The sequence below is a fragment of the Planobispora longispora genome, from assembly GCF_016863135.1.
In the GTDB taxonomy this organism is placed as follows: Bacteria; Actinomycetota; Actinomycetes; order Streptosporangiales; family Streptosporangiaceae; genus Planobispora; species Planobispora longispora.
Window position 1 is genome coordinate 1 of sequence record NZ_BOOH01000074.1, and the last position, 25,307, is coordinate 25,307.

The 25,307-nt window shown below is 73.6% G+C and carries 24 protein-coding genes and 1 pseudogene; 11 read left to right on the top strand and 14 right to left on the bottom strand.

Annotated elements, in window-relative coordinates; all coding sequences use genetic code 11:
- Positions 1-73: 73 nt before the first annotated feature.
- The 3 genes from Plo01_RS38325 to Plo01_RS38335 all read right to left on the bottom strand — a co-directional run bounded on the left by Plo01_RS38325 (position 74) and on the right by Plo01_RS38335 (position 2,149).
- Positions 74-286 carry a hypothetical protein gene (locus tag Plo01_RS38325; protein ID WP_203895709.1) on the bottom strand — a complete coding sequence of 71 codons (213 nt, stop codon included), beginning with the start codon at positions 284-286 and terminating at the stop codon, positions 74-76.
- Positions 287-397: 111 nt separating this feature from the next.
- A complete protein-coding gene (locus tag Plo01_RS38330) occupies positions 398-1,282 on the bottom strand; it encodes a DUF2268 domain-containing putative Zn-dependent protease (protein ID WP_203895710.1) in 885 nt (294 codons plus the stop codon).
- A 105-nt stretch (positions 1,283-1,387) separates the two neighbouring features.
- Positions 1,388-2,149 carry a hypothetical protein gene (locus Plo01_RS38335; RefSeq protein WP_203895711.1) on the bottom strand — a complete coding sequence of 254 codons (762 nt, stop codon included), beginning with the start codon at positions 2,147-2,149 and terminating at the stop codon, positions 1,388-1,390.
- Between the two features lie 128 nt (positions 2,150-2,277).
- On the opposite strand from Plo01_RS38335, the gene Plo01_RS38340 reads away from it, so the two are divergent.
- The 3 genes from Plo01_RS38340 (at position 2,278) to Plo01_RS38350 (ending at position 5,342) form a co-directional block, all read left to right on the top strand.
- On the top strand, positions 2,278-3,282 hold the full coding sequence (locus Plo01_RS38340; protein WP_203895712.1) for an AAA family ATPase: 1,005 nt from the start codon (positions 2,278-2,280) through the stop codon (positions 3,280-3,282).
- A gap of 162 nt (positions 3,283-3,444) precedes the next feature.
- A complete protein-coding gene (locus Plo01_RS38345) occupies positions 3,445-4,398 on the top strand; it encodes a DUF58 domain-containing protein (protein ID WP_203895713.1) in 954 nt (317 codons plus the stop codon).
- A complete protein-coding gene (locus Plo01_RS38350) occupies positions 4,395-5,342 on the top strand; it encodes a VWA domain-containing protein (RefSeq protein ID WP_203895714.1) in 948 nt (315 codons plus the stop codon). Before Plo01_RS38345 ends, Plo01_RS38350 begins: the two co-directional genes overlap by 4 nt.
- Before the next feature lie 66 nt (positions 5,343-5,408).
- Here the strand turns inward: Plo01_RS38350 and Plo01_RS38355 are convergent, their stop codons facing one another.
- A complete protein-coding gene (locus Plo01_RS38355; protein WP_203895715.1) occupies positions 5,409-7,004 on the bottom strand; it encodes an ABC-F family ATP-binding cassette domain-containing protein in 1,596 nt (531 codons plus the stop codon).
- A 254-nt stretch (positions 7,005-7,258) separates the two neighbouring features.
- Here Plo01_RS38355 and Plo01_RS38360 point away from each other — a divergent pair.
- The 3 genes and pseudogenes from Plo01_RS38360 (at position 7,259) to Plo01_RS38370 (ending at position 9,921) form a co-directional block, all read left to right on the top strand.
- Positions 7,259-8,501, top strand: a pseudogene (locus Plo01_RS38360) (IS701 family transposase).
- Positions 8,502-8,636: 135 nt separating this feature from the next.
- Positions 8,637-9,251, top strand: coding sequence for a class I SAM-dependent methyltransferase (locus Plo01_RS38365; RefSeq protein ID WP_203895716.1), 615 nt, complete (start codon positions 8,637-8,639; stop codon positions 9,249-9,251).
- Positions 9,252-9,351: 100 nt separating this feature from the next.
- Positions 9,352-9,921 carry a TrmH family RNA methyltransferase gene (locus tag Plo01_RS38370; RefSeq protein ID WP_203895717.1) on the top strand — a complete coding sequence of 190 codons (570 nt, stop codon included), beginning with the start codon at positions 9,352-9,354 and terminating at the stop codon, positions 9,919-9,921.
- Positions 9,922-10,074: 153 nt separating this feature from the next.
- On the opposite strand, the gene Plo01_RS38375 is transcribed toward Plo01_RS38370, so the two are convergent.
- The 8 genes from Plo01_RS38375 to Plo01_RS38410 all read right to left on the bottom strand — a co-directional run bounded on the left by Plo01_RS38375 (position 10,075) and on the right by Plo01_RS38410 (position 17,912).
- Positions 10,075-10,248 carry a hypothetical protein gene (locus Plo01_RS38375; protein WP_203895718.1) on the bottom strand — a complete coding sequence of 58 codons (174 nt, stop codon included), beginning with the start codon at positions 10,246-10,248 and terminating at the stop codon, positions 10,075-10,077.
- A 545-nt stretch (positions 10,249-10,793) separates the two neighbouring features.
- Entirely contained in the window at positions 10,794-11,432 is a 639-nt protein-coding gene (locus Plo01_RS38380; RefSeq protein WP_203895719.1) for a hypothetical protein, read from the bottom strand.
- A complete protein-coding gene (locus tag Plo01_RS38385; protein ID WP_203895720.1) occupies positions 11,429-12,679 on the bottom strand; it encodes a DUF58 domain-containing protein in 1,251 nt (416 codons plus the stop codon). Before Plo01_RS38385 ends, Plo01_RS38380 begins: the two co-directional genes overlap by 4 nt.
- Entirely contained in the window at positions 12,676-13,656 is a 981-nt protein-coding gene (locus Plo01_RS38390; RefSeq protein WP_203895747.1) for an AAA family ATPase, read from the bottom strand. Before Plo01_RS38390 ends, Plo01_RS38385 begins: the two co-directional genes overlap by 4 nt.
- Before the next feature lie 2 nt (positions 13,657-13,658).
- Entirely contained in the window at positions 13,659-14,108 is a 450-nt protein-coding gene (locus Plo01_RS38395) for a hypothetical protein (protein WP_203895721.1), read from the bottom strand.
- Positions 14,109-14,225: 117 nt separating this feature from the next.
- Positions 14,226-14,918, bottom strand: a complete 693-nt coding sequence (locus Plo01_RS38400) for a DUF4129 domain-containing protein (RefSeq protein WP_203895722.1) — start codon at positions 14,916-14,918, stop codon at positions 14,226-14,228.
- A gap of 141 nt (positions 14,919-15,059) precedes the next feature.
- Positions 15,060-17,060: a Xaa-Pro dipeptidyl-peptidase gene (locus Plo01_RS38405; protein ID WP_203895723.1), complete on the bottom strand. Its 2,001-nt coding sequence runs from the start codon at positions 17,058-17,060 to the stop codon at positions 15,060-15,062.
- A gap of 183 nt (positions 17,061-17,243) precedes the next feature.
- Entirely contained in the window at positions 17,244-17,912 is a 669-nt protein-coding gene (locus Plo01_RS38410) for a TetR/AcrR family transcriptional regulator (RefSeq protein WP_239317883.1), read from the bottom strand.
- Positions 17,913-18,001: 89 nt separating this feature from the next.
- On the opposite strand from Plo01_RS38410, the gene Plo01_RS38415 reads away from it, so the two are divergent.
- Together Plo01_RS38415 and Plo01_RS38420 are read left to right on the top strand one after the other, a co-directional pair.
- A complete protein-coding gene (locus Plo01_RS38415; protein ID WP_239317886.1) occupies positions 18,002-19,021 on the top strand; it encodes an oxygenase MpaB family protein in 1,020 nt (339 codons plus the stop codon).
- Between the two features lie 121 nt (positions 19,022-19,142).
- Positions 19,143-19,802 carry a nucleotidyltransferase domain-containing protein gene (locus Plo01_RS38420; protein WP_203895724.1) on the top strand — a complete coding sequence of 220 codons (660 nt, stop codon included), beginning with the start codon at positions 19,143-19,145 and terminating at the stop codon, positions 19,800-19,802.
- Positions 19,803-19,818: 16 nt separating this feature from the next.
- Here the strand turns inward: Plo01_RS38420 and Plo01_RS38425 are convergent, their stop codons facing one another.
- Positions 19,819-19,956: a hypothetical protein gene (locus Plo01_RS38425; RefSeq protein ID WP_203895725.1), complete on the bottom strand. Its 138-nt coding sequence runs from the start codon at positions 19,954-19,956 to the stop codon at positions 19,819-19,821.
- Between Plo01_RS38425 and Plo01_RS38430 the strand changes: the two genes are divergently transcribed.
- On the top strand, positions 19,955-20,866 hold the full coding sequence (locus Plo01_RS38430) for an oxidoreductase (RefSeq protein ID WP_203895726.1): 912 nt from the start codon (positions 19,955-19,957) through the stop codon (positions 20,864-20,866). The genes Plo01_RS38425 and Plo01_RS38430 overlap by 2 nt on opposite strands.
- A gap of 58 nt (positions 20,867-20,924) precedes the next feature.
- Here the strand turns inward: Plo01_RS38430 and Plo01_RS38435 are convergent, their stop codons facing one another.
- Complete coding sequence (locus Plo01_RS38435) at positions 20,925-21,707, bottom strand: thioesterase family protein (protein ID WP_203895727.1); 783 nt, start codon at positions 21,705-21,707, stop codon at positions 20,925-20,927.
- 312 nt (positions 21,708-22,019) lie between these two features.
- On the opposite strand from Plo01_RS38435, the gene Plo01_RS38440 reads away from it, so the two are divergent.
- A complete protein-coding gene (locus tag Plo01_RS38440; RefSeq protein WP_203895728.1) occupies positions 22,020-24,593 on the top strand; it encodes a DUF4118 domain-containing protein in 2,574 nt (857 codons plus the stop codon).
- Positions 24,590-25,258 (top strand): response regulator, encoded by a 669-nt coding sequence (locus Plo01_RS38445; protein ID WP_203895729.1) that lies wholly within the window; start codon positions 24,590-24,592, stop codon positions 25,256-25,258. Before Plo01_RS38440 ends, Plo01_RS38445 begins: the two co-directional genes overlap by 4 nt.
- Positions 25,259-25,307: the final 49 nt, after the last annotated feature.

The following is a 25,307-nucleotide window of genomic DNA, read 5'->3' on the forward strand; positions in this document are numbered from 1 at the left end:
AGCAGATCGACAACCTTCTGCACACCCGGCTGACCACCGAGGCCGCCTGAGCCCCGCTCCCGGATCGCGGGGCTCAACCGTCGTCGGGGGATCTCAGCAGGGCGTCGCGCCGCGCCTCCAGCTCGATGATCAGAGTCTGCTGCTCGTCGGCCATATTGATCATCTGTGCCCGCTCGACGGCGTCGGTGGCTCCCAGGTCTCCGACCTGGTCACGCATGACGGCGACCTCGGAGCGCAACCGCTCCAGGTCCGCCTCCACCTGACGGAGTTCCTCTTGCTTGTCCATCTGCTGTCCATACCCTGAGATCGCGCCTCGACGCGGATCACCGCGCCCGGAGATCACCCCGCTCGGAGATCGCCGCGGGCCGGCCCACAGCGCCGGGGACGGCCCGCGGCGTCACGCCGCCGGGGCGCTCACCCCCGCGCTGCGCAGGATCTCCGCGCCGGACAGCACGGTGCTCTCCGCCACGGTCAGGCCGGAGGCGGCCAGGTGCGCGTCCACGATGCGCAGGCCCACGCCGTACCCCGCCATGTCCGGGACGCCGACGGGCTCCTGGCCGAACCTGCGCGCGGCCGAGTCGCCCAGCACGTAGGCCGGGGTGCGGGCCATCCCGGCCAGGCCCGCGTCCGCGGTGATCTTCTCGTAGGCGCGGTCGAACTCGGATCCGGTCACCATCGCCGACCACGGCCCCATGGCCTCCGGGCCGGACAGCTCGCGCACGAACGCCTCGGCCAGCCCTTCGGCCACGACGTGCTCGCCCACCGTCACCGTCACCGGGTTCCACTCGACGTTGTGGTAGCGCACCTGGTGGTGGAACTCGTGCACCGCGCAGTGCGCGATCCGGCCGATCACGTCGTCGGAGGGCCAGGCCAGCAGGTAGAGCCAGCCCGGCGAGCCGCCCATTCCGTAGTAGCCCCCGGTGATCTCCGTCAAGTAGCTGTTGTCGGGATCGCCGAGCACGAACATCACCTGCAGGCTGTCCGGTCCCTTGATTCCGGGGACCGCGCCGGACAGGTGGCTCCACGCGGCGTGGAGGGCGCGCTCGATCTGGCCGCGGACGTCCTCCCCGACCAGGCGGCGCAGGGCGGGCAGGTAGCGGTCGTCGTCCCGGTCGACCCGGAAGCCGCCGCCCTGGTGGTGGATGTCGACGAGGTCGCCGGGCATGGGGATGGCCTCGCGCATCGGGGCCAGCATGTCGCGCAGCGCGCCGGCGCGCCGCTCGAGCGGGAGCTCCGCCAGGTCCAGCATGACCCGCGGGGTGTCGTGAACGATGAATTCCATGGGGCCGACGCTAGAGACTCACGTCACGTGAGGTTCAAGCCCTTGTCCGCGGGCGTTCCCGGGCGGGAGCGTCCCCGGGGCGCGGGCGCTCCGGCCCGCGGGTGTTCAGATCGCGCCGTTCGCGTCGTCACCGTCCTCCTCCGGGCCGGGCGTCTGCGACCCGCTCTCGGAGGGCGACGGGGAGGGGGTGGGCTGCCGCGGTTCCGGCGTCGCCGGGACCGGCGGCGGGGTGGGCACGAACACCGTCGACGGCGGCGGGGGAGGGAACCGGTCGTCCTCCTCCTCGACGCGGAACAGCAGCCAGATCATCGAGGCCAGCAGCGACAGCAGGACCGCCAGCACCACGGCGGCGATGATCACCGACATGCGGGTCTCGACGGCCGGCGGGGCGACTCTGGGCGCGGGCAGCGCGGGCATGCGGTCACCCAGCCAGTGCGGCGCGAAGTCCGGGCCGTGCCGCTCGCCGATCAGGGTGCCGCGCACCAGCACCGGCTCCAGGAACCGCTCGGCCCCCACCCGGTCCGGCTCGTACGGCGTGGCGACCCACGGGGCGGTCCCGCCCCCCATCGCGAGCACCTGCGGGGCCGCGTCGATCACCGCGGTACGGCTGCGCGACGCCCTGGTCATCCACCCCCGCACCCCGTTCCGGCCCGCGGCGGCCTCCCGGATCGCGGTGACGAAGCGGTCGCGGGCCGCCGGGTCCTGCGCGGCGCCCTTGGTCAGCACCGCGACCGAGACCGCCCGCCCGTCCGGTCCCTGCCCCAGGTAGACCAGCCCGGCGGGTCCCACCCGCAGGCGCGCCTGCAGGACGAAGGGCCCGAGCAGGGGCGGGTCACCGTACTGGAGCGGAGTGGCCACGTCTGCCATGAAAGCACACGGGGGAAAACACAGCGAAAGACCCGAGAGTGATCACACCACGCGCCAGTGGGTATTGACAGGAAATCCGGATCCGATCAGCCGTGTCAGGCGGCGTCTCGTTTGGTGGAATATTCAACATGACCGTCGCCGAAGAACTGCCGGGCGAGACCGACGCCGGACTGCTGCGCGAGACGCTGACCGAGGTCCGGCGCGTCATCGTGGGCCAGGAGCACATGGTGGAGCGGTTGCTCGTGGCGCTGCTCGCGCGGGGCCACTGCCTGCTGGAGGGCGTGCCCGGGGTCGCCAAGACCCTGGCCGCCTCCACTTTGGCCACCGTGGTGGGCGGCAGTTTCGCCCGCATCCAGTTCACCCCCGACCTGGTGCCCAGCGACATCGTCGGGACCCGGGTCTACCACCCCTCGCGGGAGGAGTTCGACGTCGAGCTGGGGCCGGTGTTCGTCAACTTCCTGCTCGCCGACGAGATCAACCGGGCCCCGGCCAAGGTGCAGTCGGCGCTGCTGGAGGTCATGGCCGAGCGCCAGGTGTCGCTGGCCGGACGGACCCACCCGCTGCCCAAGCCGTTCGTCGTGCTGGCCACCCAGAACCCGATCGAGTCCGAGGGGGTGTACCCGCTCCCGGAGGTCCAGCGCGACCGGTTCCTGTTCAGGGTCCGCGTCACGCACCCCAGCGCCCATGAGGAGCTGGAGATCCTGCACCGGATGAGCGTCTCCCCGCCGGTGCCCCGGCCCGTCCTCGATCCCGTACGGCTGGCGGCCCTGCAGGATCTGGCCGACCAGGTCTCGGTGCACCAGCTCGTCGCCGACTACGTCGTCCGCCTGGTGATGGCCACCCGTTCCCCGGCCGAGTACGGCATGGTCGAGCTGGAGGACAGCATCGAGATCGGCGTCAGCCCCCGCGCCACCCTCGGCCTGGTCGCCGCCGGCCGCGCCCTGGCCCTGATCCGGGGCCGCGACTACCTGCTCCCCGACGACGTCCGCGACGTGGCCGTGGACGTGATGTCCCACCGGCTGATGCTGACCTTCGACGCCGTCGCCGACGGGCTCGACCCCGACGAGGTGGTCCGGCGGGTCCTCGCCGCCGTGCCGCCGCCCGTGGTCGTGTGGAACCAGGGCCCGCGGTGAGCCCGCGCCGCCGGGAGACGCCCCGAGCCGCGACGCGCAGCGGCGCCATGAGCCCGCGAGGGGGCGCCGGTGCGCTGGACTGAGGAGCGAAGGAGCGCAGCGGATGAGCGACGAGGGAAGGCACCGGTCACCAGCCCCCGAGCCGCGACGCGCAGCGGTGCCATGAGTACGGCGGAGCAGGCGCTCCGGCGGCTGGAGCTGACCGTCGTGCGGCGGCTCGACGGGCTGCTGCAGGGCTCGTACCAGGGCCTGATGCCGGGGCCGGGCAGCGAGGCCGGCGACAGCCGGATCTACGTCCCCGGTGAGGACGACGTCCGGCGGATGGACTGGGCGGTGACCGCCCGCACGTCCGTCCCCCACGTCAAGGACCTGATCGCCGACCGGGAGCTGGAGACCTGGGTGCTGGCCGACCTGTCCCCCAGCATGGACTTCGGCACCGCCGCCGTGGAGAAGCGCGACCTGGTGGTGGCGGCGGTCGGCGCGATCGGTTTCCTGACCGCCCGGGTCGGCAACCGGTTCGGCGCCTACGTCCTGCACGACGAGTACATCCACCGGATGCCCGCCCGGGGAGGCCGCGCGGCCCTGTACGGCCTGCTCAACTCGCTGGCGCAGGCCCCCCGCGGCCGGGCGGTGCCCGACGCCCCCGACCTGGCCGAGGCGGTCGAGGCGCTGGCCTCGGCCCGGCGGCGGCGCGGCCTGAGGGTGATCGTCTCGGACTTCCTGGACGCCCGGCCCAGCCTGGATCCCGGTCTGGAGCCGCCCTGGGAGCGGCCGATCCGCCGCCTGTCCGCCCGCCACCAGGTGCTGGCCGTCGAGGTGCTCGACCCGCGCGAGCTGGAGCTGCCGCCGGTGGGGCTGGTCAGCCTGACCGATCCCGAGTCCGGCCGGAGCCGCCAGGTCCGGCTCACCGCGAAGGTCCGCGCGGCCTACGCGGAGGCGGCGGCTCTCCAGCGGGAGATCACCCGCACGGCGCTGCGCCGCTGCGGCGTCGAGCACCTGGTGTTGCGCACCGACCGCGACTGGGTGGCCGACATCGCGCAGTTCGTGCTGAAGCAGCGCCGTACGGCGCACATCGCGCACCGGCACCCGGCCGCGGGGGCGGGGGCGATCCGATGACCTTCCTCTCCCCCGCCTGGTTGTGGTTGTTCGCCGCGCTCGCGGCCGTGGTGGCCGGTTACGTGGCCGCCCAGTTCGCGCGGCGCCGCCACGCGGTGCGCTTCACGAACCTGCCCCTGCTCGACCTGGTGGCCCCGGCGGGGCCGGGCTGGCGCCGTCACATCGCCCCGGTGCTGTTCTTCCTGATGATGAGCCTGCTGATCGTCGGGGCCGCCCGCCCGGCCGACTCGGTGCGGGTCCCCAGGGACCGGGCGACCATCATCATCGCGCTGGACGTCTCGCTGTCGATGGAGGCCGCCGACGTCCCGCCGAACCGGCTCGCCGCGGCCAAGGACGCCGCCCAGAAGTTCGTCGCCGACCTGCCGGAACGGTTCAACGTCGGCCTGGTGGCCTTCGCGCGCTCCGCGGGGGTCGTCGTCTCCCCCACCACGGATCACCAGGCCGTCGTCACCTCGCTCAGCAACCTGAACACCCGGGCGGGCACCGCCATCGGCGAGGCGGTCTTCAGCTCCCTCGACTCCGTCCGCTCCTTCGACCAGCAGGCCGTGACCAACCCGCCGCCCGCCGCGATCATCCTGCTGTCCGACGGCGACAACACCTCGGGCCGCTCGGTGGCCGAGGCGATCGAGTCGGCGGTCAGCGCCCGCGTGCCGGTCTCCACGATCGCCTACGGCACCCAGGAGGGCACCGTCTCCATCGACGGCCGCGACGTGAACGTCCCGGTGAACAAGGCCACGCTGCAGGCCCTGTCGGAGGGCACCGGGGGCCGCGCCTACGAGGCGGAGTCGGGCAGCGAGCTGCGGTCGGTCTACGAGCAGATCGGCACGTCCCTCGGTTACCGGACGGTCAACCAGGAGATCAGCCAGCGGTTCATCGTGGCGGCGGTCGTGGCGGGGCTGCTGTTCGCCGTCTTCGCCATGGTGCTGGGAACCCGCCTGCCCTGAGCCGGGCGCGGAAGCTCTGCTCGCGCTCGCCCGCCTGGCCGTACGGCTGCGCGTCATACGGCGGTGTCAGGCGAGCGATATCAGGTCGGCGTAGCCGGGGCTCCACAGGTCCTCGGCGCCGTCGGGCAGCAGCAGCACCCGGTCGGGCCGGAGCGCCTCCACCGCTCCCTCGTCGTGGGTGACCAGCACGATCGCTCCCCGGTAGGCGCGGATCGCGTCGAGGATCTCCCGTCGCGAGGCCGGGTCGAGGTTGTTGGTCGGCTCGTCGAGCAGCAGCACGTTGGCGCCGGAGCAGGCCAGGGTCGCCAGGGCCAGCCGGGTCTTCTCCCCGCCGGACAGCACCCCGGCGGGCTTGCCCGCGTCGTCGCCGGAGAACAGGAACGCCCCCAGGACGCGCCGGGCCTCGCCCTCGGTCAGCTGCGGCGCGGCCGAGGTCAGGTTCGCAAGGACCGTACGGCCCGCGTCGAGCGTCTCGTGCTCCTGGGCGTAGTAGCCCAGCCTGAGCCCGTGCCCGGGGACGACGATCCCGGCGTCGGGCCGCTCCCGTCCGGCCAGGATCTTCAGCAGGGTCGTCTTCCCGGTGCCGTTGAGGCCGAGCACCACGACCCGGCTGCCGCGGTCGACGGCCAGGTCCACGCCGGTGAACACCTCCAGCGAGCCGTACGACTTGGCCAGGCCGGCCGCGGTGAGCGGGGTTCTGCCGCACGGGGCGGGTTCGGGCAGCCGGAGTTTGGCGACCTTCTCCGCGCGCCGCTCGGGCTCGGTGGCGGCGAGCATGCGCCGCGCCCGGCGCTCCATGTTCTTCGCCGCGGCCGCCGTGTTGGCTCCGGCCCGCATCTTGCCGGCCTGGGCCAGCAGCGTGCCCGCCTTGCGCTCGGCGTTGACCCGCTCCCGCCTGCGCCGCCGGGCGTCGGTCTCGCGCTGGGCCAGGTAGGCCCGCCAGCCGAGGTTGTAGACGTCCAGGCACGCCCGGTCGGCGTCCAGGTGGAAGACGCGGTTGACGACCGCTTCCAGCAGGCCGGTGTCGTGGCTGATCAGGACCAGCCCGCCCCGGTGGGCGGCGAGGAACCCGCGGAGCCAGCCGACCGAGTCGGCGTCGAGGTGGTTGGTGGGCTCGTCGAGCAGCAGGGTGTCGTGCCCGGCGAACAGGACGCGGGCCAGCTCGACCCGGCGTCGCTGCCCGCCGGACAGGGTGCCCAGCGGCCGGGCCAGCACTCGGTCGGGCAGGCCCAGTCCGGCGGCCACCCGGGCCGCCTCGGCTTCGGCGGCGTACCCGCCGCGGGCCTGGAACTCGGCCTCGGCCCGGGTGTAGGCCCGCATCGCCTGCTCGGCCGGCCCCTCCTCGGAGGCCATCGCCGCCTCGGCGGCGCGCAGGTCGCGGATGACCCGGTCGAGGCCGCGGGCGGACAGGATCCGGTCGGCGGCGGTGCCGCCGAGGTCGCCGGCGCGGTGGTCCTGCGGGAGGTGGCCGGCCGAGCCCACCCGGGTGACGGCGCCGGAGGCGGGCTGGGTCTCCCCCGCCAGGATCCGGGTCAGCGTGGTCTTGCCGGCGCCGTTCCGGCCGACGAGGCCGATCTTGTCGCCGGGGGCGACGCGGAAGGCGGTCCGGGAGAGCAGGAGACGGGCGCCGACACGCACGTCGACATCGGCAATGGTGATCATTACGGTTACGCTCCGTAGCTGGCTGAAGACACAGGGGTGATGTGAGACCTGGTCTTCCGGCTAGGAAGTGCGGGGCGTAGCCATGACGCCGATGCTAGTACTCCAGTGACACTTCGCGATCTGCCTGATGCGGGGTCGCATGGAGACGGCCACCACGTGATCATTCGGAGTTTGTGAAGACATCTGAAGATCGCGTGATGGCCGCAGCCGACAGCGTAGACCCCAACGGCTGGCTGGTCACCTTCAACGACCTGATGGGCCGCATCGCCCACTGCTTCGGCCGCATCGAGCCCCGCCGTACCGCCACCGCCTACGTGCGCGGCCTGCTGGCCGATCTGGAACGCAAGAACTGCTGGACCCTGGCCGAGCACGCCGCCCTGCCCGGCCCGCAGACCATGCAGCGCCTGCTGCGCACCGCACGCTGGGACGCCGAAGCCGTGCGCGATGAGGTACGCGCCTACGCCGTCGACCAGCTCGGCCCGCGCGGCGTGCTGATCGTCGATGAGACCGGGTTCATCAAGAAGGGCGCCTGCTCGGCCGGGGTGCAGCGTCAATACACCGGCACCGCAGGAAAGATCGAAAACAGCCAGGTCGGCGTGTTCTTGGCCTACGCCACCCCCCCACGGGCGCGCGCTCATCGACCGGCGCCTGTATCTGCCCGCCCGCACCTGGCTGGCCGAGGCCGCCCGCTGCCGACGCGCCAAGATCCCTGAGCGGGCCGCCTTCGCCACCAAGCCCGTCCTGGCTGCGCAGATGATCGACGCCGCCCTGACCGCCGGGGTCCAGGCCTGCTGGGTCACCGCCGACGAGGTCTACGGTCAAGCCCCGGACCTGCGCGCCTTCCTGCAAGCCCGCCGCCTGGGCTATGTGCTGGCCATCGCCGCCAACCGGCGCGTCACTGTCGAGGGCATCGCGCGCACGGCCGCTGAGGCCGCCGCCCTGGCCGCCGATCGGCACTGGCACCGCTACAGCGCCGGCCCCGGGGCCAAGGGTCCGCGCTTTTACCTGTGGGCCTGGGCCCGCATCGATGCCGAGGAGACCGAGCTCGTCGGCGGGCACCGGTGGCTGCTGATCCGCCGCCACCCGGCCTCCGGTGAGCTGGCCTTCTACCGCTGCTATGCGCCCGCACCGGTGCCGCTGCTGCGCCTGGTGCGCATCGCGGGCATCCGCTGGGCGGTGGAGGAGTCCTTCCAGGCGGCCAAGGGCCAGGTCGGGCTGGACCACTACCAGGTGCGCACCTGGAGCGGTTGGTATCGGCACATCACCTTGGCCATGCTCGCGCTGGCGTTTTTGGCCGCCGTGGCCGCCGTGGTCGCCCAGCAGACCAGCAGCGGTGGCGAGCTCATCGCGTTGACACTGCCCGAGATCCGCCGTCTGCTGGCCGTCCTTTGGGCCCGGCCCCGCGAACTCGACGAGGTCCTGCGCTGGTCGCGGTGGCGTCGCCGTCATCAGGCCATCGCCCGGCAGTGCCACTACCAGCGCAGATCCCAGCCATGATCTCGAAATGTCACTGGAGTACTAGGCGCCTTCGCGGGGCGCGCGCATCCGGTTTTCCCGCGGCCGGGCGTCCCCGGAGGCGGCACGGGGGCCGTGGCGTGCGGAGCGGCGCACCGGAGACGCGACAATAGGCGGGTGGCACATTACTTCGAGGAGCACCCCGCGACCGCCGGCCGTCCCGGCTCGGTCACGCTCGTGCTCCCCGACCTGCACCTGAAACTCGAGACCGACAGCGGGGTGTTCTCCCCCGAGCGGGTCGACCAGGGCACGCGGATCCTGCTGGAGAGCGTGCCCCCTCCCCCGCCGGAGGGCGACCTGCTGGATCTGGGGTGCGGTTACGGCCCGATCGCGCTGACCATGGCCTCGCGGGCTCCCCGGGCGACCGTCTGGGCGGTGGACGTCAACCGCCGGTCCGTGGATCTGTGCGCGAGGAATGCCCGGAGCGCCGGCCTTGACAAAGTAAGGTCACTGCACGTCGACGAGGTCCCGCCGGACGTCAGGTTCCGCGCCATCTGGTCCAATCCCGCCATCCGCATCGGCAAGGCCGCCCTGCACGAGATGCTCACCCGGTGGCTGTCGCGCCTCACCCCGGACGGCGTCGCCTATCTGGTGGTGCAGAAGCACCTGGGTTCCGACTCCCTGCAGCGCTGGCTGAACGAGCGGGGATGGCCCGCCGACCGCACGGCCTCCCGGTCCTCCTACCGGATCCTCGAGGTCAGGTCGCGCGAGGCGGCGGAAGCGGCCCCGTGATCCGGGCGGATCGGTCGCCGCCGCCGCGGCGGCCGGCCGGTCCCCGGCGGGGAGCCGTGCACAGATCCAGGAAGAACGAACGAGGAGCGCTGAGGCACCGATGACCACCAACCCGCGCAGGCAGCTGCGGCCGACCGACGTCAAGCGGCTCAACCGCACCTGGCGCCGGAACACCGAGGGCCGGCTGGCTCTGATCGTGGAGTCGGTGACCGGGCCGTTCAACATCGGCTCCGTCTTCCGTACGGCCGCCGCCTTCGGCGTGGAGCACATCTGGCTGGCCGGCAACGCCACTCCCCCGACCAATCCCAAGGCGCAGAAGACCGCCCTGGGCACCGACCGGCTGGTCACCTGGGACGAGCCGGTCCCGGTGGTGGAGGCCGTCCGGGCCGCCAAGGCGGCCGGCTTCCGCGTGGTCGCGGTGGAGCTGACCGGCGACGCCGTGCCGCTGCACGAGGCGGACCTCTCCGGCGACGTGTGCCTGGTGGTCGGCGGCGAGGACCACGGCTGCTCGCCCGCCCTGCTGGAGGCCGCCGACGCCGTCTGCTACATCCCGCAGGTCGGTCGGGTCGGGTCCTTCAACGTCTCGGTGGCGGCCGCCATCGTCGTGGCCGAGGCGCGCCGTCAGGAGTGGGCGGCGCTGGAGCCGGTCCACGCCCTGCACGGAGAGTGACCCCGCCCCGATCCGGCAGGGTCTCCCCGCGGAGGGGACCCTGCCGGAAGGCGCCCCCGAGCGGCGCCCCGGCCGCGGACGGACGCGGACGCGCCGGTCGCGGACACCTCGGTCACAGACGCCTCGGTCACAGACGCCTCAGTCGCGGACGCCTCAGTCGCGGACGCGGGAAGACCCGCGGAAGAGCTTGGCGGCGAACATGACGACCACGGCCACCAGGCCGATGATCAAAGCCCACTTGAGCAGGCCGAACAGGAAGCCCAGCACCGAGCCGAGCAGCATGAAGGCGACTATCACGGCCGCCACGATCAGCAGAATTCGTCCCATGTGTCCACGGTATGTCCCCGCCGGGCCGTACGGCAGGCGCGCGGGCCCACATCAGGGACAAGCCAGGGTCACCCCTCAGGGTCGTCCCCACCCGGACATGAGCACGAGCCGTCGCGATCAGTACCAAATCGTCGAGGTTCCCGAGATCCACCCTCCAAGGGCGTCATGGGTCACCTGAGTGACGCTGACGGTCCCTACACGACCATCGCTGGTGCGTATGCAGAGCGTCAGGCCGGGCTTCACCATGCCGGTTTTGATCAGCGAAACACCCTCGCCGGCGACGTGGTTCTGGCAGACCTGTTCCGATAGGGAGCAGAACCCCCGAACCACCGGTTCCTATACGTGTGGTTTTCCGTGATTGATCAATGTCGCCTCCGGCGATCGCCGAATTCTTCATCGGATGCGAATGTGGCCACATCGCGACGGTTCTTCGATAGCCAGTGCACCAGTTTCACCTGCCTCGCTGTACGTGGTTGGACGCGTACCGCAGGTGCGTGGTTGGCGTGCGCTCGTTGATCCTCCAATCATCGGGACGGCCGACGCCGTCAGCGGCCGGCGTTGCGCAGCACGCGGGCCAGGACCAGCGCCCCGGCGGCTCCCAGGACCACCGCCGCCGCGGCCGGCACCGCGGCGGCCGCCGCGCCGGTGATCACGGTCAGGGCCAGGCAGACGGCGGCCGAGGCGAGGGTCACCGTCCCGGTCCTGGTCAGCCAGGGGACCAGGAGCGCCGCCGGGATGCGGGCCGAGGCCGGCACCTGGGCCGCGATCGCGGCCATGCCGTGGTGGAGGTAGAGCAGCAGGCCGATGAGCAGGCCCATGGCCGGTGACGGACTGTAGCCGTACAGCATGGTCGTCAGCAGCCATGCCGCCACCGCGACCGCCTGCGTCGCCGAGACCCACCCGCCGTCCGGGTCGGCGGCGGTGAGCAGGCTGATCAGGACCGCCAGCAGCGGCATCACCGGCCCGGCCCGGTAGTCCGGCGGCATGGCGACGAGCAGGGCGGCCGTCCCCGCCGCCCACACCAGCGCCCGCCAGGCCAGCGAGTGCAGCAGCAGGCGCCCCGCCGTGCCGCCCTCCCGGCCGGAGGCGGCGGGACCGCCCTGGTCGGTGGAGGCGGGACCGCCGCCGCCCTGCCGGGAGGGAACGCCACCCTGCCAGGAGCGAGCGTCGCCGGGGCCGTTCATCGCATCGCCGCCGCGGCGCGGGCCACATCGCGCAGGACCGCGTCCAGGCTCCCCGAACCGCGCCAGGCTTCGACGGGCACGCCGGCCTCCCGCAGACGGCCGACGGTGTTGTCGCGCTCCAGCCGCCAGATGCGCTCGGCCAGTTCCGACCACTCGCCGGCGGATCGCAGCGGCAGCCCTTCCGGCAGGGTGTCGACCGCGACGACCGCGCGCCGGGCCCGGGCGAGGACGGCCAGCGCGGTGGCGCTGCGCGCGTCCAGCAGCGGGGTGAGCATGACGACCAGGGCCCCGGGAGGGAGCATCCCGGTGGCCAGCAGCCGGTCGCCGAGGGTCTCCTGCCCGCCGGGCCCGACCTTGATCTCGGCCAGCCAGGCGAGCTGGGCCAGGTGGTGCCTGCGTCCGGTGCCGGGGCGCAGCCTCCGCAGCCGGGGGCCGAACTCCACCAGCGAGACCCGGTCCCCCTGGTGCGTGTAGTGCCCGGCGATCGCCGCGGCGGCCCGGACCGCGGCGTCCAGCGCACCGGGGCCGTCCGGCCCGCCGCCCGCGTCGCGCAGCACGTCGAGGAGGATCACGATCTCGGCGTCGCGGTCGGGCTGGGTGGCGTTCACGTACGGCTCGCGGGCGCGCAGCGTGACCCGCCAGTCGATGCGGCGCAGCCGGTCCCCCGGCCGGTAGGGCCGGACCCCGGCCAGCTCTCCCCCGTCGCCCGCCCGCCGGGAGCGGTGGATGCCGGATATCCCGCCGGGGCGGGGCACCGGGGTGCGGGAGGAGTACGGCTCGGCGGCGGGCAGCGCCCGCACAGGCTTCGGCGCCAGCGCCCGCTCGGGGAACTCCAGGAGCCCGTCGCAGGCGAACACCCGGACGCGGACCGGCCCGAAGGTGTGCACCCCCCAGCGCAGGGCGGTGGCGGACAGCGGCACCGTGGCGGGGGCCCCGGTCACCGCGGGCCTGGTCTCCAGGTCGAGCGCGGGGCCGGCCGCCGGGACGACCACGCAGATCGCCGCCGGGTCGGCGGCGACGGTGACCGTCCCGGTGAGCGTGCCGCCCTCGGTGACGGTGTTCCCGGTCAGGACCAGCTCGGCCTGCGGGGCGCCCGCGGGCCGGGAGCGCAGTGACAGGAGGGTGCCCAGCGCGAACGGCACGGCGACGGCCAGCAGGTCCGGCCGGCCCAGGGCCACCCCCAGCAGGCACAGCCCGGCCGGAAGGACGGTCGCGCGGCGGAAGGCCCGTGTCGTGACCCACGTCATGACGGTGAGCCGGTGTAGGTGGGGAGGTGGCCGGAGGCGGGAGCGGGGACGCGGGCGCAGATCTCCTCGACGATCGCGGCGGGGTCGACGCGGCGCAGCCACATCTCCGGGCGGAGGCTCAGCCGGTGGGACAGGGCGGCCGGGGCGACCCGCTTGACGTCCTCGGGGACGACGTAGTCGCGGCCGTCGAGGACGGCGCGGGCGCGGGCGGTCAGCAGCAGGGCGAGCGAGCCGCGCGGGGAGGCGCCGACCTGGACCTGGGGGTGGTCGCGGGTGGCGGAGACGATGTCCACGACGTAGCGGCCGACCGAGTCCTCGACGGCCACGTCCTCCAGCGCGTCCTGCATGGCGGTCAGGGCGGCGGCGTCGACGACGGGCTCCAGGACGGTCTCCTCGGTGCGGCGGGCCATGCGGCGCCGGAGCATCGTCCGCTCCTCCTCCGGCGTGGGGTAGCCGAAGGAGACGCGGAGCAGGAACCGGTCGAGCTGCGCCTCGGGCAGCGGGTAGGTGCCCTCGTACTCGATCGGGTTGGCGGTGGCCAGCACGTGGAAGGGCGTCCGGAGCCGGTGGGTGACGCCCTCGACGCTGACCTGGCGTTCCTGCATGGCCTCCAGCAGCGCCGCCTGGGTCTTGGGCGGGGTGCGGTTGATCTCGTCGGCGAGCAGCAGGTTGGTGAAGACGGGGCCCCGGCGGAAGACGAAGTCGCCTTCCCGCTGGTTGTAGAGGAAGGAGCCGGTGACGTCGGCGGGGAGCAGGTCGGGGGTGAACTGCAGCCGGGTGAAGTCCAGGCCGAGGGTCTGGGCGAAGCAGCGGGCGGTGAGGGTCTTGGCCAGGCCGGGGTAGTCCTCCAGCAGGACGTGGCCGCCCGCCAGGATTCCGGCCAGCACCAGTTCCAGGGCCTCGCGTTTGCCGACCACGACGGTGCCGACCCGATCGAGCACCGCGCGCGCGTGCCTGCCGGCCTCGGCGGGTTCCATGGTCATATCTCCTCGATTCGCGCGACCAGGCGGGCCAGCTCGGCGCGGGTCGGGATCTCCGCGCGGGGGGCGGTGATCAGGGCGTGCAGGTCGTCTCCGAGGATGTCCCGGGCCCGTTGCGGGCCGGTCGCCCCGTGCCGCAGGCGCAGCCGTTCGGCGGCCAGGTCGGCGAGCCGGTCGCGGACGAGCGAGGGATACTTGGCGGGGTCGTCGTAGGCGAAGGCGAGCCGCCGTTCCCACCAGCGGAGCTCGCGGATCTCGTGGTGCTCGCGGAGCTCGCGGAGCTCGCGGAGCTCGGTGAACTCCTGCCCGGACGGTTCCGGTGTCCCCGGCCCGGCCGCGGGGCGGCGGGGCGCGCCCGCCGGGATCCGGCGCAGCAGGAGGAAGGCCGCCACCCCGGCGACCGCGAGCACGCAGGCGTGCCACACCAGCCCGGTCACGATCTCCTCCACGGATCCGGCCCCATCACGATCTCCTCCACGGATCCGGCCCCATCACGATTCCTCCCGGGTCCGCCCCGATCGCGTTCCCCGCCGCCGCCCCGATCGCGTTCCCCGCCGCCGGCCCGATCACGTCGCCAGCTCCGCGTCCACCTCGGCCAGCGCCCGCCGGGCCGTCTCCCGCAGGGGGTCGTCCACCTCGTGCGGGCTGTAGCGGGCCCGGCGGTAGGCGGCCGCGAGCCGCTCCAGCGCCGCCTCTCCCACCCGGTGCGCCGCCAGCAGCCGGGCGACCAGGTCGGCGGGGGTGTCGGCGAGCGCGCGAGGGGTTCCCGCCCTGGCCGCGGCGTGTTCGAGCCGGAGCCAGCAGGCGATCACGGCGCGGCGCGGGTCGCCCGCGGAGTCGAGGTCGGCCAGCCCGGCCCGGAGCGCCTCGCGCACCCGCAGCACCGTCTCCTCCGGCTCGTCCGGGAGCGGTGGCGGCGCGGGCGCCGGGAAGCCGTCCCCGGCGCGGAGGATCATCCTGATCAGCATGACGATCACCGGTGCGGCCAGCACGGCCCCCAGGACGACCACGGCCCAGAAGCCGAACTCCCCCATCGCCTCGTCCCCGGCGGGCCGGGGATCGCCGGAGCGGGAGGCGGCCGGGAGCGGGCCGGGGCGCCCGAGGTCGATTTCGAGGCCCAGCCCGTCCCCGAGCGCGAGCCCGCCTCCGTGACGGACCCAGCCCGCGGCGAGCCCGGCCGCGAGCAGGGCGGCGACGGCCAGGGCGAGCGATCCCCGGCGGCGCCGTCGCTCCGTCTTCCAGCTCCCTGAACGGCGCATATCGCAGCCACTACACCAGCGTGCCGGGCGGCAGTCAAGATCCGGAGCCGCCGGGGCGGCCGCCGGCGCCGGCGGCCCCGCGGCGTCCCCGGCACGCTGCGGGGACACCGCCGGACCCCGGTCCGGGCCTCGCCGTCCGCGTCAGCCGAGGGCCGAGCGCCCGCCGACGAGCGGGAGCGTCACCGAGCTCCTGGCCGGCTCGACCGAGACGTTGGTCCCGGCGGGCAGGCGGAGGGTGAAGTCGCGGTCGGTGGAGATGAGCACGACGCCGATCCGGTGCCCGGCCTTGACGACGTAGTCGTTGGGCTGGAGGTCGAAGTCGAAGTCATAGAAGCGGCCCTCGCGCAGCAGCTCGGTGCGGGAGTCCGAGTGGCGGTTGCGCACGTCGAGCCAGCCCCTGGTGATGATCTTGTAGGGAGCGGTGACGGTGACGTGCTCGGCCAGCCGGGCGCAGCCGGTGTCGCCGGGGATGCCCTGGCCGTAGCAGACCGGGGTGGGCCCGTAGACGACTTGGCCGTAGGCGCGGGCGTCGGTGCCGTAGTCGACCAGCAGCGCCGTCAGGTACGGCGAGCGCCCGCCGGAGAAGGCCGCCCTGATCCCGACCTTCGGGGTGCCGGACAGGCGGACGTCCCTGGTCAGCGGGGCCGACAGGTAGGCCAGGCGGTTGGGGTCGGTGGCGGCGACGTTCTCGGCGAGCTGCTCGGCGGTGCGCGCGTTCTGGTCGGTGAAGGACTCCACCGCGCGGCCGCGGCCGCGGTCCGGGGTCAGGGCGCCGTTCTGCCCGCCGGAGCCCGCGGTCAGGCCGAGCCGCACGTCACGGGTGCCGGGCAGCGGCCAGTCGGGGTGCTGGGCCCACTGGCCGGGACCGTGCTCCACGTCGGCCCGCGGCTCGCCGAGGATGCCGTTGCGCAGGCCGTACAGGTGGAAGTCGAACCAGCGGTGCAGCTGGCGCAGCCACTCGGCGTTGCGCTGGGCGAAGTTGAAGGGGTTGAAGTGCGCGCCCTGGTGCAGCCAGATCTTGCGCGGCACGCCCCGCTCGGCCAGCGCGTCCCACCACTGGACGGCCTGCTTGGTCTTGACGTTCCAGTCGTTGAGGCCGTGCACGAGGAACACGCTGGCCCGGACCTTGCGCACGTCGGGCAGGTAGTTGCGCTCGTGCCAGAAGCGTGAGTAGTCACCGGTGACGCGGTCCTGGTCGCGCTCGATCGCGTCCATCAGCGCACCGCAGACTTCCTGACCGTTCTCCCTGGTCAGGACGTAACGGGCGAGCACGTCGGCGTCCTCGCCCTGGAACCCGCCGGGGGCCACCACACCGCCGTTGGCCCGGTAGTAGTCGTACCAGGAGGAGATGGCGGCGATCGGCACGATGGTCTTCAGGCCCTGGACCCCGGTGGCGGCGACGGCGTTGGGCAGGGTGCCGTTGTAGGAGACGCCGATCATGCCGACGTTCCCGGTGGACCAGCCGGCCCGCACCTCGCCGCCCGCCGCGTCGAAGCCCTTGGCGCGGCCGTTGAGCCAGTCGATCGCGGCCTTGGGCCCGGCGGTCTCGTTCGGCAGGCCGGTGGTCGGGCAGCCGGTGGCGCGGCCCGAGCCGACGTTCTCCACCAGCACGACCGCGTAGCCGCGCGGTACGAAGTAGTTGTCGTAGTAGCCGCGGAACGGCGCGGAGGCGGCGCGGGCGGCCGAATCCTCGTCCAGGCCGAACATCTCGTCGTTCAGCTCGCGGAACTTGTTGCGGCGGTACTCCATGCCGGCCGGGTCGGAGCCGTCGAGGTCGACGACGTGGTTGTCCACGTCGTTGCCGCCCGCGTAGTAGGGGCTGGACTCCATGACGACCGGGACCTTCAGCCCGGCGGCGGTCTCCTTGGGCCGGATGATGTCGACCGCGACCCGGTCCGGGCGGCCGTCGGCGTCGCTGTCGGTCCCGGCGACCTCCACGAACACGGTCTCGATCAGAGCCTCGGCGCGGGAGTAGACCGGCTGGGTCTCGTTGTCCTCGATCGGCCCGGAGGGCGTGGGCGACGGGGTCGGGGGTGGCTGGGGCGGGGAGGCCGCGGACGCGGCGGGGACGGTCGCCATGGGCAGTGCGCTCAGGGGTACGGCCACCGCCACGGCGAGCAGAAGGCTCTTCCATCTGTTCATTGAGGGTCGCTCCGAAAGCCGATGGAGATTTGACAGCTGCCGTCAATCTCTTCCAAGGGATCTTCTCCCGCAAGATCCTGGATGTAACGAATCGGCGGCTGCGCGGCGCCGCGGGCGGGTGATCGGGCGATCGTCCGGCTTCTGCCCCGGCCCGCTGTCGCCGGCGACGGCCCGGTCGCCCCTTCACCCGGCGTACGGCGTCCGCAGGAGCGCGGCCGCGTGCTCGACGACGGCGTCCAGATCGTCGCCGAGACCGCCGGTCAGCCACTGCTGGGCGAGCTCCACCATCGCGCCGGTGAACATCGCGGCGCCCACCCGCGCCAGGCGTGGATCGGCGGCGGGGCGCGTCCGGGTCTCCTGCCGCAGGACCGCGTCCATCAGCGCGGTCTGGGCGGCCTGTCGCCGGGCGATCAGCACGGGGTTGGCCCGGGCCTCGGTGAACAGCACCCGGCCCCGGCGCGGATCGGCCGAGCTGAAGTCCAGCACGGTGCGGATGCCGGCGCGGATCCGTTCGGCCGCGTCGTCGCCGGCCGCCTCCAGGACCGCCGGCAGGAGCCCGGCCAGATCGGAGGCGACCTTGTCGTAGACCGCGCCGAGGAGCTGGCCGGTGTCGGCGAAGTTCTCGTAGAAGTAGCGGGCGTGCAGGGCGGCGGCCCGGCACACCGCGCGCACCGACACCCCGGCCTCGCCCTGGGTGCCGAACAGCTCGAACGCCGCCTCCACCAGCCGGGCCCGGCGCTCGCTGCGCCGGACGGTCAGCGGCACACCGGCCCACCGGGTCACCGCGGGCTCAGCGGGCCCCGCGAGCTCCGCGAGCTCCGCGGCTGCCACGGTCTCTGCGTCGCTCGCCACCCGCTCAGCCTATCCATCCGATTCTGGCTACACATGTAGCCAGAATTCTCCTATTCTGGATACATCTGTAGCCAGATTTGGGAGCCGGCATGATCCCCCTGCCCCACCAGACGCTCATCCGGCACCTCGCCGGGCGGTTCGACCGGCACTTCGACACCCATGTGCGGTCCCGCTTCTTCAGGGGACTCGACTTCGCCGGCCCCGCCGGGGACCCCGGCTGGTTCGGCCCCGGCAGCGCGGTGTGGCACGTGCACTCCCACACCCCGGCCCTGTCCTTCGGGCTGGCGTGCGCGGCCTACCTGGAGGGCCTGGACCCCAGCATCCACTGGATGGGCGTCGACCACTCCCGGATCACCGCCCGGGACTCCGGGGGCGGGCCGACCGGCGAGTTCGACCCGGAGGGCGCCGCCGTGCGGTTCGGGCACTCCCTGTCGTTCTTCATCGGCACCGCCTACGGCTCCACCGAGACCGCCGAGCGCCTGGCCCGAACGGTGCGCGCCATGCACCACACCGTCAAGGGCACCCGCCCCGACGGCCTCCCCTACGACGCCGACGACCCCGGCTGGCTGCGCTGGAACTACGCCACCGTCGTCTGGGGCCTGGCCACCGCGCACGAGCGCTACCATCCCCGCCCGCTGCGCGGGAAGGACCTGGACCGCTACTACGGCGAGTTCGTCCGCGTCGGCCACGCGCTCGGCGGCACCGACCTACCCGCCACCAAGGCCGACACCCTCGAATGCCTCCGGTCCTACCTCCCCCGCCTGGCCGTCACGCCCGGCAAGGCGGCGCGCACCGGCGTCAACCTCCGCGGCACCCCCACCACCCCGCTCACCGGCCCGTTCATGGACTGGGCCATCCGCGACACCCTTCCCACCTGGGCCGCCCGCATGGTCATGCACCAGCCGCTCAACCCCGTCGAGCGGCGGGCCCGCCGTACCGTCCTCCGGCTGGCCCTCAACGGCGTCCACACTCTCACCGGACCTCTTGAGGAGTTCCGCCAGGCCCAGGCCAGGGTCGCCGGCGGCATCACCGGGGCCCCCGCCGCACCCGCCTACGAACCCGGGAGCGACCCGGTCCGCAGCCGCGGCGAGGCCGAGGCCATGGCCTGAGCCGGGACGGTCGCCCCGTCCGCCGGCCGGCGGAGCGGCGCCCCGGGAAGCGGCGCCCCCGGGAAGCGGCGACCCGGAAAACCCGTACCGGGCGGCGCCGTACGGCTGGCAGGCTTGACCGGTGGAAACATGCTTCGTCCCGGATTTCCTGATCCTGTCGGTGGTGACCGGATCCCGCGCCTACGGGTTGGAGACCGCGGCCTCCGACGTCGACCGGCGCGGTGTCTTCACCGCGCCCACGCCGCTGTTCTGGCGGCTGGACAAGCCGCCGACCCACGTCGAGGGACCCGAGGCGGAGCAGTTCTCCTGGGAGGTCGAGCGGTTCTGCGCACTGGCGCTGGAGGCCAACCCGACGGTCCTGGAATGCCTGTGGTCGCCGCTCGTCGAGCACGTCACCCCGGCGGGCGAGGACCTGCTCTCCATACGCCGGGCCTTCCTGTCCCGGCGCGCCCGCCGGACGTTCAGCGGCTACGCCGACGCCCAGTTCCGCAGGCTCGACCCCGAGCGGCCGAAGTGGAAGCAGGCCATGCACATGATCAGGCTCATGCTCAGCGGGCTCCACCTGGTCCGCGAGGGAGAGCCGCTGGTGCGCGTGGGAGAGCACCGCGACCGGCTGCTGGCGCTGCGGCGGGGTGAGATCCCGTGGGCGGAGGTGGAACGCTGGCGGGCCGGGCTGCTCGCGGACTTCGAATCCCTGGGCGAGGCCGGCGCGCTCCCGGAGACCCCCGACCGGCAGACCGTCGACGACTACCTGGCCGCCGTCAGGAGAGCCTCTTTGTGACCTCCGCCCGACGCCGTCAGGAGAGCCTCTTTGTGACCTCCGCCCGACGCCCGCGGTCCGCGCCCTCCTCGGCGGTGTACCGCCCCGTCCCGCCGATCGCGAGGAAGATCATCCAAGCTCCGCGGCCGTCGGCGGCGTGGAAGAATCCGATCATGACTTCGGAGACCATCACCGCGGCGGCCGCGGGAACCTGGAAGCTCGGCGACCTGACGGTCAACCGGATCGGGCTGGGCGCGATGCGCCTGACCCAGAAGGGCGAGGCGTTCGTCGACGGCGCTCCGAGCGATCGCGACCGGGCCGTCACCGTGCTGCGCCGCGCGGTCGAACTCGGCGTCAACCACATCGACACGGCCGCGTTCTACTTCTCCCCGCTGCGCTCCGCCAACGAACTGATCAACCGGGCGCTGGCGCCGTACCCCGACGACCTGGTCATCGCCACCAAGGTCTGGCCGGGGCGGGATCCGTCGGGACAGTGGTGGTGGGCCGCTCCGGAGCAGCTGCGCGGCCAGGTCGAGGAGAACCTGCGCCAGCTCGGCCGCGACCACCTCGACGTGGTGAACCTGCGCGTTCCCCCCAGCCGGACGACCGGCTCGATCGCCGAGCACTTCGGCGCGCTGGCCGAGCTGCGCGAGGCCGGGCTCATCCGCCACCTGGGCCTGTCCAACGCCACCCCCGATCACCTGGCCGAGGCCCGGGCCATCGCCCCGGTCGTCTGCGTGCAGAACGCCTACGGCATCGGCCTCCGGTCGGACGGCCGGGCGTTCCTGCGTGCCTGCGGGGAGCAGGGCATCGCGTTCGTCCCGTTCTTCGCGATCGCCGGCGCCGGCCGCGAGGCGGGCGCGAGCGGCGCCGAGGACGAGGAGGTCCTGGCCGTCGCCCGCGCGCACGGGGCGACGGCCGCGCAGGTCCGGCTGGCGTGGACGCTGCAGCAGGGGCCGAACGTGCTGGCCATCCCCGGCACCGGGAACCCGGATCACCTGGTCGACAACATGGCCGCCGGCGCGCTGCGGCTCTCCCGGGACGAGCTGGCCCGCCTCGGCTCCCCGCGCCGGGAGGGAGCCTGACCGGCGAGGCGGAGCACCCGCCCCGCAGCATCGGCGCGCCGCCGGAGCGGCCGGTGGTTCACCGCCGGCGGATGAGCAGGGGCTGGGCGACCTCCCCCAGGTAGCCGCCGGGGTCGCGGAGGGTGGCGCGGGCCAGTCCGAGGCCGTCGTCGGACAGATGGGTGCGGCAGTCCATGTGGACCCAGTCGCCGACGGGCGGGCGGAGCAGAGTGGTGGTCATGGCGGGCGGGATGGACAGCCACTCCTGGAGGGGGAGGGCCAGCGACAGGCCGTTGGCGGAGTCGGCGACGATGAGCGTGCGGGCCAGGCCGGTGAGGTCTTCCCCGGCGATGAGGGGGATCCGCACGCGGGTCCAGACCTGGGCGGCGCCGGGGGCGCGGGGGGCCTGGTCGGTGGAGCGCCATTCGACGGCCTGGCCGTAGCCCCAATCGGACGGGGCGGGCAGGAGGTGTTCGGCCGGGGCGGCGGGCAGGGGCGGGGGCGGGAGGGGCGGGCCGGCGGCCGGCGGGGTGGGGCCGGTGGCGATGTGCCAGGCCTGGGCGCTCACGGCGGGCCGCCCGTCGATAATCAGGTGGGCCTGGGCGAGACGGATGCGGCGGCCCGGCCGTACTTCGGTCACCTCGACGCGGGCGGGGCGGCGCGGGATGGGGCCCAGGAAGTCCACGCCGATGCGGGCCAGGCGCATTCCCGGCCCCGCGGCCGCGTCCAGGGCGTGGGCCAGCAGAGCGGTGGGCGGGCCGCCGTGCTGGGCGTCGCCGTCCCACGGGCTCTGGGTGGCACGGGTGGGTTCGTATAGATCGTCGCCGACGGGCAGGTAGAACGCCTCGGGCAGGTCGCTCATGGAGCAGTCCCCGGGGCGGGGTGAGCGGTCTTCGGGATCTCCGGCATGACGTCTCCGTTCGCATGATCCCCACCCGGCTATGACGACCGTCATAACCGGAGGCGGGAGGCCAAGCTACAACGATCACCGCGACCGGAGGGAGGGCATGTGACCCAGCGCACAGGCGCGTCCCGGGAAGAGGCGTATGGATCGCGTCAACAATCCGTCCGGCGGCGTAGGGAAAGCGTCAAGATGCGGGGAAAACGCCGGCTGTCGCTATTTCATGGGTTTTGGCCCTCGCGAGGGCCTCGGTAGGTTTCCGGGATCTGGGAAATGGTGATCGGCGTGCCACGGGGGCGGCTGCGGATTTACCTGGGCGCGGCCCCGGGGGTCGGCAAGACCTTCGCCATGCTGAGCGAGGGGCGGCGCGGCGTGGAACGCGGCCGGGACGTGGTCGTGGGCCTGGCGGAGACCCACGGCCGGGCCCGCACCGCCGCGCTCCTGGACGGCATGGAGATCGTCCCCCGCAAGACCCTGATCCATCGGGGCGAGGTCGTCACCGAGCTGGACACCGCGGCGGTCATCGCCCGCCGGCCGGAAGCCGCCCTGATCGACGAGCTCGCCCACACCAACGCCCCCGGCTCGGGGAACGCCAAGCGCTGGCAGGACATCGAGGAGATCCTCGACGCCGGCGTCGATGTGGTCTCCACGCTCAACATCCAGCACCTGGAGTCGCTCACCGACGTGGTGCGGCAGATCACCGGGGTGGCCCAGCACGAGACCGTGCCGGACGAGGTCGTACGGCGGGCGGAGCAGGTCCAGCTGGTCGACATGGCCCCCCAGGCGCTGCGCCGCCGTCTGGCGCACGGCAACATCTACGCCCCGGAGGAGATCGACGCGGCGCTGTCGAGCTACTTCCGGGAGGGGAACCTGACCGCGCTGCGGCAGCTGGCGCTGTTGTGGGTGGCGGGCAAGGTCGACGAGCAGCTGGAGCGCTACCGCGCCGAGCACGGCATCGCCGGGACCTGGGGGGTGCGCGAGCGGATCGTGGTCGCGCTGACCGGCGGTCCGGAGGGCGACACGCTGATCCGGCGGGCGGCCCGCATCGCCGGTCGCAGCAGGGGCGCCGACCTGCTGGCGGTGCACGTCACCCGGGCGGGCGGCGGCCTGAGCGGCGCCAGCCCTGCGCATCTGGCCCGCCAGCGCACTCTGGTCGAAGCCCTGGGCGGCTCCTACCACCAGGTGGTGGGCCGGGACATCGCACGCGCGCTGCTGGACTTCGCCCGCGGCGTCAACGCCACCCAGCTGGTGCTGGGCGCGTCGCGTCGCGGCCGGCTGGCCCGGCTGCGCTCTCGCGGCGTCGGCGTGGAAACCATCGCGATGTCCGGTTCCATCGATGTGCACATGGTCACCCACGAGGAGACCGCCACCGGCCGGCGGCGCCCGTGGCGCTCGCGTGCCGGGCTCTCCCGGATCCGGCGGCTGGCCGGGTGGGCTCTGACCGCGTCCGGCCTGCCCGCCCTGGCCTCGCTGCTGGTCCTGCTGGGCGGGGCGGTGAGCATGTCCAGCCGGATCCTGCTGTTCCTGCTGCTGGTCGCCGGTGTGGCGCTGGTCGGCGGCAGGTGGCCGGCGATCACCGCCGCCGTGGGCGGGTCCGCCCTGCTCAACTGGTTCTTCACGCCGCCCCTGCACACCCTGTTCGTGGCCGATGCCGACAACCTGCTCGCGCTCATCGTGTTCGTGCTGGTCGCGGTCACCGTCAGCGCCGTCGTCGACCTGGCCGCCCGCCGTACCGCCGAGGCCGCCCGCGCCGGCGCCGAGGCCGAGGTGCTGTCCACCCTGGCCGGGCACGTGCTGCGCGGCCAGGCCGCGCTGGCCTCCCTGCTGGCCCGGCTGCGCGAGACCTTCGCCCTGACCTCGGTCACCCTCCTGGAGCGCGTCGGCGAGCCGGGCCTGGAGGACCGCGGCGATCCCGAGGCCTGGCGCATCCTGGCCACCTCCGGCGGTCCGCCCTGCACCCACCCGGCCGCCGCCGACACCGACGTGGCCGTCGACGCCTCCCTGGTGCTGGCGGTGCGCGGGCGACTGCTGGCGGCCTCCGACCGCCGGGTGCTGGAGGCGTTCGCCACCGAGGCCGCCGTCGCCCTGCGCCAGGAGCGCCTCCAGTACGAGGCCGCGCAGGCCAGGCCGCTGGCCGAGGCCGACAGGATGCGCACCGCCCTGCTGGCCGCCGTCAGCCACGACCTGCGCACCCCGCTCGCCTCGGCCAAGGCCGCCGTCGACAGCCTGCGCAGTACCGAGATCGACTGGTCGGCGCAGGACCGCGCCGAACTGCTGGCCACCGCCGCCGAGTCCCTGGCCATGCTGGACCGCCTGGTGGCCAACCTGCTCGACATGAGCCGCCTGCAGGCCGGCGTGCTCGGCCTGGCCCTGCATCCCGTGGCGCTGGAGGAGGTCGTGCCGCGCTCCATCGACGCCCTGGGCCCGCTGCGCGACCGCGTCGAGGGCGACATCCCGCTGGAGCTGCCCGAGATCGTCGCCGATGCGGCCCTGCTGGAACGCGTGCTGGTCAACCTGATGTCGAACGCGGCCCGCCACAGTCCGCCCGGCCAGAAGGCCCTGATCACCGCCAGCCGGCACGGCGGCCGCGTGGAGATCCGCGTGATCGACCGCGGTCCCGGCATCCCGCACGCCGCCCGCGAGCAGGTCTTCCTGCCCTTCCAGCGGCTGGGCGACCGTGACAGCCACACCGGCGTCGGACTGGGTCTGGCGCTCGCGCGCGGGCTCACCGAAGCCATGGGCGGCACCCTGGTCCCCGACGAGACCCCCGGCGGCGGACTCACCATGATCGTTTCCATGCGCGTCCTCTCCCCGGCCGAGGACGAGCCCATCGGGGAGGGCCCGTGACCCGCGTCCTGATCGTCGACGACGAGCCGCAGCTGCTGCGGGCGCTTCGCATCAATCTGGTCGCCCGCCACTACGAGGTCGCCATGGCCGACGACGGCGGCTCCGCTCTGCGCCAGGCCGCGCAGTTCCACCCCGATCTGGTCGTGCTGGATCTGGGTCTGCCCGACATCGACGGGGTGGAGGTGGTCCACGGCCTGCGCGGCTGGACGTCCGTGCCGATCGTGGTGCTGTCGGGCCGGGCGGGCAGCCAGGACAAGATCGACGCCCTGGACGCCGGCGCCGACGACTACGTCACCAAACCGTTCGACATCGAGGAGCTCCTGGCCCGCATCCGGGCCGTGACCCGGCGCGCCTCACCGCACGACGCGCAGCCGGCGCAGATCCGGATCGGCGACCGCACGGTCGACCTGGCCGCCAAGACGGTCTCCGGCGACGTGCGGCTGACCCCCACCGAGTGGCGTCTGCTGGAGCTGCTGCTGCGCAACCCGGGCAAGCTGATCAGCCAGCGCCAGATGCTCACCGAGGTGTGGGGCGCCGGCTACGACAGAGAGACCCACTACCTGCGCCAGTACATGGCCCAGCTGCGCCGGAAGCTGGAGCCCGACCCCGCCCGCCCGGCCCATCTGATCACCGAGCCCGGCATGGGCTACCGGTTCGCGCCCTGAAGACCCGGCATCCGCCGCAGTCCCGGGAGGAAGCGCGCCGTGCGCACCA

What these genes read in the sequence shown, in the direction of transcription:
- Plo01_RS38390 (WP_203895747.1), bottom strand. Translation starts at nt 13,656, where the DNA reads ATGGAACCCGCCGAGGCCGGCAGGCACGCGCGCGCGGTGCTCGATCGG.
- Plo01_RS38345 (WP_203895713.1), top strand. Translation starts at nt 3,445, where the DNA reads ATGAGTACGGCGGAGCAGGCGCTCCGGCGGCTGGAGCTGACCGTCGTG.
- Plo01_RS38350 (WP_203895714.1), top strand. Translation starts at nt 4,395, where the DNA reads ATGACCTTCCTCTCCCCCGCCTGGTTGTGGTTGTTCGCCGCGCTCGCG.
- Plo01_RS38440 (WP_203895728.1), top strand. Translation starts at nt 22,020, where the DNA reads ATGGTGATCGGCGTGCCACGGGGGCGGCTGCGGATTTACCTGGGCGCG.
- Plo01_RS38330 (WP_203895710.1), bottom strand. Translation starts at nt 1,282, where the DNA reads ATGGAATTCATCGTTCACGACACCCCGCGGGTCATGCTGGACCTGGCG.
- Plo01_RS38425 (WP_203895725.1), bottom strand. Translation starts at nt 19,956, where the DNA reads ATGATCGGATTCTTCCACGCCGCCGACGGCCGCGGAGCTTGGATGATC.
- Plo01_RS38400 (WP_203895722.1), bottom strand. Translation starts at nt 14,918, where the DNA reads ATGCGCCGTTCAGGGAGCTGGAAGACGGAGCGACGGCGCCGCCGGGGA.
- Plo01_RS38370 (WP_203895717.1), top strand. Translation starts at nt 9,352, where the DNA reads ATGACCACCAACCCGCGCAGGCAGCTGCGGCCGACCGACGTCAAGCGG.
- Plo01_RS38375 (WP_203895718.1), bottom strand. Translation starts at nt 10,248, where the DNA reads ATGGGACGAATTCTGCTGATCGTGGCGGCCGTGATAGTCGCCTTCATG.
- Plo01_RS38380 (WP_203895719.1), bottom strand. Translation starts at nt 11,432, where the DNA reads ATGAACGGCCCCGGCGACGCTCGCTCCTGGCAGGGTGGCGTTCCCTCC.
- Plo01_RS38340 (WP_203895712.1), top strand. Translation starts at nt 2,278, where the DNA reads ATGACCGTCGCCGAAGAACTGCCGGGCGAGACCGACGCCGGACTGCTG.
- Plo01_RS38335 (WP_203895711.1), bottom strand. Translation starts at nt 2,149, where the DNA reads ATGGCAGACGTGGCCACTCCGCTCCAGTACGGTGACCCGCCCCTGCTC.
- Plo01_RS38405 (WP_203895723.1), bottom strand. Translation starts at nt 17,060, where the DNA reads ATGAACAGATGGAAGAGCCTTCTGCTCGCCGTGGCGGTGGCCGTACCC.
- Plo01_RS38385 (WP_203895720.1), bottom strand. Translation starts at nt 12,679, where the DNA reads ATGACGTGGGTCACGACACGGGCCTTCCGCCGCGCGACCGTCCTTCCG.
- Plo01_RS38435 (WP_203895727.1), bottom strand. Translation starts at nt 21,707, where the DNA reads ATGAGCGACCTGCCCGAGGCGTTCTACCTGCCCGTCGGCGACGATCTA.
- Plo01_RS38415 (WP_239317886.1), top strand. Translation starts at nt 18,002, where the DNA reads ATGATCCCCCTGCCCCACCAGACGCTCATCCGGCACCTCGCCGGGCGG.
- Plo01_RS38430 (WP_203895726.1), top strand. Translation starts at nt 19,955, where the DNA reads ATGACTTCGGAGACCATCACCGCGGCGGCCGCGGGAACCTGGAAGCTC.
- Plo01_RS38325 (WP_203895709.1), bottom strand. Translation starts at nt 286, where the DNA reads ATGGACAAGCAAGAGGAACTCCGTCAGGTGGAGGCGGACCTGGAGCGG.
- Plo01_RS38355 (WP_203895715.1), bottom strand. Translation starts at nt 7,004, where the DNA reads ATGATCACCATTGCCGATGTCGACGTGCGTGTCGGCGCCCGTCTCCTG.